The sequence below is a fragment of the Porticoccus sp. genome, from assembly GCF_965660005.1.
GTDB lineage: Bacteria > Pseudomonadota > Gammaproteobacteria > Pseudomonadales > Porticoccaceae > Porticoccus.
This window is the reverse complement of sequence record NZ_CBFHYF010000063.1, coordinates 1-6,838: the sequence shown is the minus strand read 5'-3', so window position 1 is coordinate 6,838 and position 6,838 is coordinate 1. Positions and strand designations below refer to the sequence as shown.

Sequence of the window (6,838 nt, the reverse complement as noted above, 5' to 3'; positions counted from 1 at the left end):
GGCATTAACCAGCTGCGCGCAGTCCTTTGGTTGTGCTTTGGGCAGTGAGAGTTGCTTGGAGCAGAACTGCGGCCCTGAGACAGATTCACTGTCGCAGGCATGTGGGCGATAGCTGTGCAAGACGTTAGACAGCTTGCTTTGTGGCAGTTGCCATTGAGACCCTTGATAGTTCTGCGCTTCCTTATTCGTGTTTTTGTTGTGTTGCCTCTGTCGCTTGTTGTCGCCTCGGCGGCAACAGGCGCAGTGAGAATAGGCGAAGAAGTGCCTTCAGTTTCGCTGTCAAACATAATGGGAGCGAATGAGGTAAGTCTGTCCTCCCTTCGCGGCAAGGTCGTTTATGTCGATTTTTGGGCGTCTTGGTGTGGTCCTTGCCGTTTGTCGTTCCCCCAGTTGGAAGCCTTGCATCGAGAATTCAATACGCGTGGTTTTGAGGTTTTTGCCATTTCGGTAGACAGGGAAATAGCTGATGCACGAAGGTTTCTCGAAGAGATGCCTGTCTCATATACGGTCTTACACGATGATCAAGCTTCAAGCCCCCGTGACTTCGGTGTGTTGGGCATGCCCACTGGCTATTTAATACACAGGTCTGGGACTGTCCGGTGGGTCCATACCGGGTTCAAAAAAAGCGACGGGCTAGTTCTGCGTGACCAAATCTTGAAACTAATTGAGGAGAATTGACGTGAAAAACAGTCTTTTTGTTTTGTCAATAATTGCGCTGACTGGATGCCAGTCCGTTGAGCCCTGGGAGAGAGGGATTCTGGCTAGAGAAGAGATGCAATGGCAAGCCAGCACGATGGAGGCTCGTTTTCGACAACAGATGTTTAATAGCAAAGAGGCATCTGTTGATTTGCGCCGAATATTGAGCCATTTTCGACTGTCATTTGCATGAGGGCTTGACCCGTTCAGAGGTGAAAATCTGCAGGTCGGTCAGGTAGATAGGACGTAACCGCCGGTTCAATTTTCAGTGCAAACAGTGGGGCAAAGTTCCGTACAAATCAACAACCCATGGATTCTCACCAACTCAGTTGACATATCCGGATTAAATTGACACAAAAAGTGCCATAATGATAACCTCGCGTTTTTACGGCTATTTAGGTAAGGAGCTTGTGTGATGAAAACAAGATTAACGGAACTGTTGGGCATCGAGACTCCCATTGTTTGTGGCGGAATGATGCGTGTTGGCACGGCAGATCTCGCAGCGGCGGCATCCAATGCCGGTGCGCTTGGCGTGATGACTGCGCTGTCCCAGCCCACGGTCGAGGGCCTGGCGGCCGAGATCGCCCGCTGCCGTTCCATGACGGACAAGCCTTTTGGCGTGAACCTGACTGTGGGTGTCGTGGCCAGTGAGATCAATTACGACGATTACGTTGATGTGATTATTAAAAGCGGTGTGAAGATTGTGGAAACCGCCGGTCGCAGCCCTGAGCCCTTTATGGATAGGTTCAAGGAAGCGGGTATCAAGGTGATCCACAAGTGTGTGGCGGTGCGTCACGCCCTGAAGGCAGAGCGCATCGGTGTTGACGTGGTGAGTATTGACGGCTTTGAATGCGCCGGCCACCCTGGCGAGCAGGATGTGGGTGGGCTGGTGCTGTTCCCGGCTGCTACCCAGGCATTGAAAATTCCTGTACTTGCATCCGGAGGTATTGCCGATGGTCGGGGCCTCGCTGCCGCCCTGTCCCTGGGTTGTGAGGGCATCAATATGGGTACCCGTTTCCTGGTGACCAAAGAAGCGCCTATTCACGAGGGCATCAAGCAGAAAGTGGTTGAGATGGACGAGAACCAGACGCGCCTGATCTTCCGCAGCTTTAAAAATACCGCCAGGGTTTACCGCAATTCCGTGGCCGATGAGGTCGCGGCAGTTGAGGCCGCCGGTGGTGATTTCGGGCAGGTACACCACCTGGTTTCAGGTGCCAACCAGGAGAAGGCCTGGAGTACCGGGGATATCGATGCGGGAATGGTCACCGTTGGTATGTGTGGCGGCCTGATCAACGATATTCCCAGCTGTGAGGACCTGGTGAAGAATATTGTTGCCGATGCCGAGCAGATTATCACTGACCGGCTTGCCTCGATCGTTTCCGATGTTCCGGCGGGTCAGTCCAGCGCTGCCTGATCGCTTGCCGTACCTATCTCGGGATAGGTGCTTTCTGTAGTGAACACCGGGTTGTCCAGGAACGGGAATTCGCTGTTTATCTGTTTGCGGGCGCTGTCTCCCAGCGCCTGCCACTGTTCGCACAACTCTCGCCAGCTGGACACCTGGAAACTCTTGCTGACGGACCGGAATGGCAGGCCCATCAGGCTGCCGTTATAGAGGGCTTCGTCCCGATCAAATGCCGCTTCATTAAACAGGCGCTGACCCTGGGACACCGCGTTCTCATATGCGACTTCATTCTGCCGCATCAGTGGGAGGTGGGTTTCTGCGATAATTTTCAGAAGTGGCGTCAGCGTGGCCGCGGGGATTAGCTTGCCCTCGCGTCCGCGGTGCTCGCCGCTTTTAATCATGTGCAACCATCGATAGGTATGTGGCGCCACTTCCTCCATGATATCTGCGGCCCGGCCGTCCACCAGGTTTATGCCCAACTGCCCGCAGGCGCTAGCATCGGCCAGGGTGAAGCACTCTCCCAGCAGGTATGGCCGCTGCGTCAATATGTGCTCCATCGCGGCGAGGTAGCGCCGCCAGGCCCGGTCGAGCAATTGATGGGTGGCTGGAAAGCCGTTTCGGGACGAAGGCGTCAGCTCGGTTGGCATATCGCAGCTGTAACGGGCTGGCGCCACGCTGAACAGGTAGGGGCAGCGCCTTACCTGGCGCCGGGCTAGATTGTACTGCATACGCTTGCGCAGGAAGCGTGGCAGCATTGAGTGCATTTCCTTTGCAGTTGTCTTTGCCAACACATTCGTTTGCGCCGAGGTAATCCAGCGATTGTGGTGCACCATGTACAGCCCGAACTCGTCAAAGGCGTCGTCGATCAGTCGGCACAGGAACCGGGTGGACTCTTCGGAAGGTAGCAGAGGAAGCGCGGATGCCTGCATCGAATCAAGGTGCAGCGCCCATCCCGTGGAATCGTAATAGAACTGCTTGCCGTCCAGGCTGTAGTAGGGCACCTCGGGGTATTCGTCCAGATCGGCACATAGTTTGGGAAGCGCTTTACTGCGCCGCGCATACGCGCCAGTCTCAGTCGAGTGAATAATGCGAGGGCGCGGGGTGAGTTCGCCTGGTCCGGGAATCGCCGCCAGGGTACTCCGGCATAGTCCGCCAGTGCTTGCATTTTCAGCTGATAGGGCGATGCTGTCAGGCCCCAGAATGTTATATTAGCCATAACTGGTAAACCCTGAGTAAATATTGCACAATTAATGCCATTATATCGGGTTTTTCGCGATTTATTTCGAGATCATTATGTCAAAAAAACAAGAAGCAGAGGCAGTAGACGGGCGACGCTTGCGCAGAGAGCGCAGTCGACTTGCGATTGTCGAAGCGGCGTTGGCCCTGCAGGAAGAGGGCATACTGGTACCCACTGCCCAGCAGATATCTGATCGCGCAGGTGTCGGTATTCGCTCTTTCTTTCGCCATTTCGAGGATATGGAGACGCTTTTCGAAGTGGCCGACGATCACATTCGTGACTCCTATGAAATGCTATTTCTCGGCGGGGATCGGGACGGAACGATGGAGGAGCGGATTGATCACGCGGTGGAGCGTCACGCCGACGCCTATGAAAGCGTCAGTAATATTGTCCAGGGTACCCAGGCCCAGCTCTGGCGTTATGAGACATTGCGCAAGAATTACGCCCGCAACCAGCGCGGCTTGCGCAAGGATCTGGACGACTGGTTACCCGAACTCAAATCTGCACCCCGTGAAATACGTGAAGCCATTGACGCCATCACCTCCTTTGAAATGTGGCACCGGCTACGGTACCACCAGGGGCTGAGCAAGAAGAGCAGTATCAATATCCTTAAAGGCATGCTGAAGAGCCTGATTGGGGACGACTGAGCGGCCAACTGACATGTCAGAACAATTTCAGGATCAGGGTGGTTTAGCAAGCATGGACCCCCGTCCGCTGGTCCGGTGGCTGACTTCTGCGCTGATGACTCGCTTGTTCGCGCCTGCCGGCGTGGACAAGCGGCGCGCGGCGGCCGAAAAACAACGCATCAAGCAGGGTGCTCCCCATCGCGTGGAGTATTTTCACCAGGTAGACGACGGCTACAGCCACCTTGCCGTCCAGGGGTTACAGCGCCTGGCCGAGCGTTACGACATCGAATTGGAGTGCCACCTGGTTGGGGGGCCCCGGGGCAAAAATGTCGCGGAGCCGGAGTTACTGTCGCAGTTGTCCCGCTACGATGCGTTTCATGTCGCTCCCGAATACGGCCTGGAGTTTCCCGATCATCCCGTGACGCCCGATCCAGCACTGGTGCAATTGGCGTCAGAGATCCTGGTCGCGCAGGGAACGGGTGATTTTATCGCCTGTGCCGCTGAGGTCGGAACAGCCCTGTGGGCCGGCGACGAGTCCGCTCTACAGTCGCTGGCGTCGGCGGCGAGTGGTACTGGGGCGTCGACCGGCTCTACCATCTCGAGAAGCGCCTCGCCGCACTGGGTGTCGACCGCCAGTCGGGACAGCCGATGATAGCCCCGCGGCCTGATGTGGCGTTCGACGGACCCAAGGACACCGGTACCCTGACCCTTGAAGTCTATCCATCTTTGCGCAGCCCCTATACCGCTATCTCCTTCGACCGGGCCGTGAAACTGGCCCGGGATACGGGGGTGAATCTGTCGGTGCGGCCGGTGCTTCCCATGGTGATGCGCGGCGTACCCGCCACCCGTGAAAAGGGCATGTATATCTTCATGGACACCGCCCGGGAAGCCCGCGAGGCCGGTGTCCCTTACGGCAATTTCTACGATCCCATCGGTGACCCCGTACGGCGCTGTTACTCCCTGTATCCCTGGGCGGTAGAGCAGGGCAGGAGTACCGAGTTGCTGTCCAGTTTTCTCAGCCACGCATTTGCCCGGGGCGTTAATACCAACAACGATCGGGGACTGCGCAAGGTTGTCGAAGCGGCTGGCCTCAGCTGGGACGAGGCGCAAACGCACCTCGGAAACCCGGGCTGGGAAGACATGCCGGAACAGAACCGCCTGGCCATGTATGAGGCGGGGCTGTGGGGCGTGCCAAGTTTCCGGCTGCTGGATGAGAACGGCGAGCAGTTGCTGGCGCTCTGGGGGCAGGACCGACTCTGGTTGTTTGCCCGCGAAATTCAACGGCAACTGGACAAGCGCTGACCGAGACGTCCCGGCGCTTGCAATTCAAATTGTAATGGCATAGTCTGTGTCGATAAATAGTGATGCAGGACTACCACCATGGAATTCGATTGTTCCACACTCTCTCTCGATGTTTCCGGCCACGTGGCCACCCTCTGGCTTGACCGTCCGGACAAGCTCAACGCGATTTCTTTCGATATGTGGGGCGACTTCATTCGCGCCATGGATGCGGTCACCGCCAATGAGGAAATCCGTGCCGTGGTTATCGCTGGGCGGGGAAAAAGCTTTTGCGTGGGCATCGACCTCGCCAGCCTGGGCAGCACGCCGGATCTGTCTACCACCAGCGGCTGCCTGGAGCAGTTGAAGCATACCCAGCTATGCCAGGACGGAATCACCGCGATTGCCAGGTGCCCGGTTCCGGTGATTGCGGCGATTCACTCCCATTGCCTGGGCGCTGGGGTCGACCTGGCGACCGCCTGTGATATCCGAATCGCCGCAAAAGATGCCCAGTTCGGCGTACGCGAAACGAAAATTGGCATCGTGGCCGATGTGGGTACGCTACAGCGTTTGCCCGGTGTGGTCAGCGCCGGACAGGTTGCCGAGCTGGCATACACCGGCAAGGATATTTCTGCAGCACGGGCCGAGAAAATCGGCCTGGTCAACGATGTGTACGAGGATGCGGAAGCGGTCTATGAGGCCGCCCTGGCCCTGGCGGGCGAGATAGCGGCCAACGCGCCGCTGGCCGTGCGCGGCACCAAGTTTGTGCTGCAGCAGAGCGAGGGTATGAGTACCGAGCAGAGCCTGTTGCTCAATGGCCTGTGGACCATGGTCAGTTCGCTGAAATCCAACGACCTGAAAGAGGCCATGCAGGCCTTTATTGAGAAGCGCCCGGCGAGCTTCAGCGGAAGCTGAGCAACCGGGGTGTTGCGCGCGGTGGGTCAGGCGCCCCGCGTATGCTGCGTGTATTCCCGAGCCGCCCTCTGGTTCACTGCCTGGTAGTTTTCTAGCGTTTCGGCCTGGCCTTGGTTTTGGCCTTTGCTTTGGTTTTGGCCTTTGCCTTTGGGCTGGCGCAGGGACGCTTCTTCGCCACTTTCGCCTTGATTCCAGCGGCATCCTCCAACGCCTGTAACGCCTCTTCCATGTAGTCGATCAGGCGTTGTACCAACGGCAGGGAGCGGCGACAGGCGATGATGCCGAAATCTACATTCTTGTCGTAGGTGACCAAGGTGATGTTCAAGGCCATGCCGTCCATGACGATAGACAGTGGGTAGGAGCCGTCCATGCGGGCGCCGTTCCAGTACATGGGCTGTCTAATTCCCGGAACGTTTGAGATGGCCACGTTGTAAGCGGGCACCCGGGAGATCAGGCCCATGGGCATCAGCAGCATCGACGGTGCCTGCATGATCATGAAAAACAGTTCCCGCTCACTGGGCGACATTTCGCTGTAGTAGTCTTTGCCGGTTTGCACCGACGATTGTATCCGCCGAAATCGCTCGGCGGGGTCGGCCACCGTGGTTGCCAGGTCGGCGGAGATGCCTGCAACCGCATTGCCGGAATCCACGTCCCCGGGCTGGCGCAGGGAAACAGGCACCATGG

9 protein-coding genes are annotated in these 6,838 nt (G+C 57.3%); 7 read left to right on the top strand and 2 right to left on the bottom strand.

Going from position 1 to position 6,838, the window contains the following annotated elements; genetic code table 11:
• The first annotated feature begins 99 nt into the window (after positions 1-99).
• The 3 genes from ACTF5G_RS09665 (at position 100) to ACTF5G_RS09655 (ending at position 2,110) form a co-directional block, all read left to right on the top strand.
• Positions 100-678: a TlpA family protein disulfide reductase gene (locus ACTF5G_RS09665; RefSeq protein WP_438952602.1), complete on the top strand. Its 579-nt coding sequence runs from the start codon at positions 100-102 to the stop codon at positions 676-678.
• 1 nt (position 679) lies between these two features.
• A complete protein-coding gene (locus ACTF5G_RS09660) occupies positions 680-889 on the top strand; it encodes a DUF4266 domain-containing protein (RefSeq protein WP_438952601.1) in 210 nt (69 codons plus the stop codon).
• A 222-nt stretch (positions 890-1,111) separates the two neighbouring features.
• Positions 1,112-2,110 (top strand): NAD(P)H-dependent flavin oxidoreductase, encoded by a 999-nt coding sequence (locus ACTF5G_RS09655; RefSeq protein ID WP_438952600.1) that lies wholly within the window; start codon positions 1,112-1,114, stop codon positions 2,108-2,110.
• Here the strand turns inward: ACTF5G_RS09655 and ACTF5G_RS09650 are convergent.
• Positions 2,092-3,099 (bottom strand): glutathione binding-like protein, encoded by a 1,008-nt coding sequence (locus tag ACTF5G_RS09650; protein WP_438952599.1) that lies wholly within the window; start codon positions 3,097-3,099, stop codon positions 2,092-2,094. The genes ACTF5G_RS09655 and ACTF5G_RS09650 overlap by 19 nt on opposite strands.
• Before the next feature lie 292 nt (positions 3,100-3,391).
• Here ACTF5G_RS09650 and ACTF5G_RS09645 point away from each other — a divergent pair, with 292 nt between their 5' ends.
• The 4 genes from ACTF5G_RS09645 (at position 3,392) to ACTF5G_RS09630 (ending at position 6,154) form a co-directional block, all read left to right on the top strand.
• Entirely contained in the window at positions 3,392-3,982 is a 591-nt protein-coding gene (locus tag ACTF5G_RS09645) for a TetR/AcrR family transcriptional regulator (protein ID WP_438952598.1), read from the top strand.
• A 13-nt stretch (positions 3,983-3,995) separates the two neighbouring features.
• Positions 3,996-4,613, top strand: coding sequence for a hypothetical protein (locus ACTF5G_RS09640; protein ID WP_438952597.1), 618 nt, complete (start codon positions 3,996-3,998; stop codon positions 4,611-4,613).
• On the top strand, positions 4,610-5,263 hold the full coding sequence (locus ACTF5G_RS09635) for a DsbA family protein (RefSeq protein WP_438952603.1): 654 nt from the start codon (positions 4,610-4,612) through the stop codon (positions 5,261-5,263). The genes ACTF5G_RS09640 and ACTF5G_RS09635 overlap by 4 nt, the downstream gene beginning before the upstream one ends.
• 78 nt (positions 5,264-5,341) lie before the next feature.
• Positions 5,342-6,154: an enoyl-CoA hydratase-related protein gene (locus ACTF5G_RS09630; RefSeq protein ID WP_438952596.1), complete on the top strand. Its 813-nt coding sequence runs from the start codon at positions 5,342-5,344 to the stop codon at positions 6,152-6,154.
• Between the two features lie 91 nt (positions 6,155-6,245).
• Here the strand turns inward: ACTF5G_RS09630 and ACTF5G_RS09625 are convergent.
• Positions 6,246-6,838 (bottom strand): WS/DGAT domain-containing protein (locus ACTF5G_RS09625; protein WP_438952595.1); only part of this gene is annotated, 593 nt, incomplete at its 5' end.

Bases quoted from the DNA above. Each gene is read 5' to 3' on its own strand.
- ACTF5G_RS09665 (WP_438952602.1), top strand. From the start codon at position 100: ATGTGGGCGATAGCTGTGCAAGACGTTAGACAGCTTGCTTTGTGGCAG.
- ACTF5G_RS09655 (WP_438952600.1), top strand. From the start codon at position 1,112: ATGAAAACAAGATTAACGGAACTGTTGGGCATCGAGACTCCCATTGTT.
- ACTF5G_RS09645 (WP_438952598.1), top strand. From the start codon at position 3,392: ATGTCAAAAAAACAAGAAGCAGAGGCAGTAGACGGGCGACGCTTGCGC.
- ACTF5G_RS09640 (WP_438952597.1), top strand. From the start codon at position 3,996: ATGTCAGAACAATTTCAGGATCAGGGTGGTTTAGCAAGCATGGACCCC.
- ACTF5G_RS09635 (WP_438952603.1), top strand. From the start codon at position 4,610: ATGATAGCCCCGCGGCCTGATGTGGCGTTCGACGGACCCAAGGACACC.
- ACTF5G_RS09630 (WP_438952596.1), top strand. From the start codon at position 5,342: ATGGAATTCGATTGTTCCACACTCTCTCTCGATGTTTCCGGCCACGTG.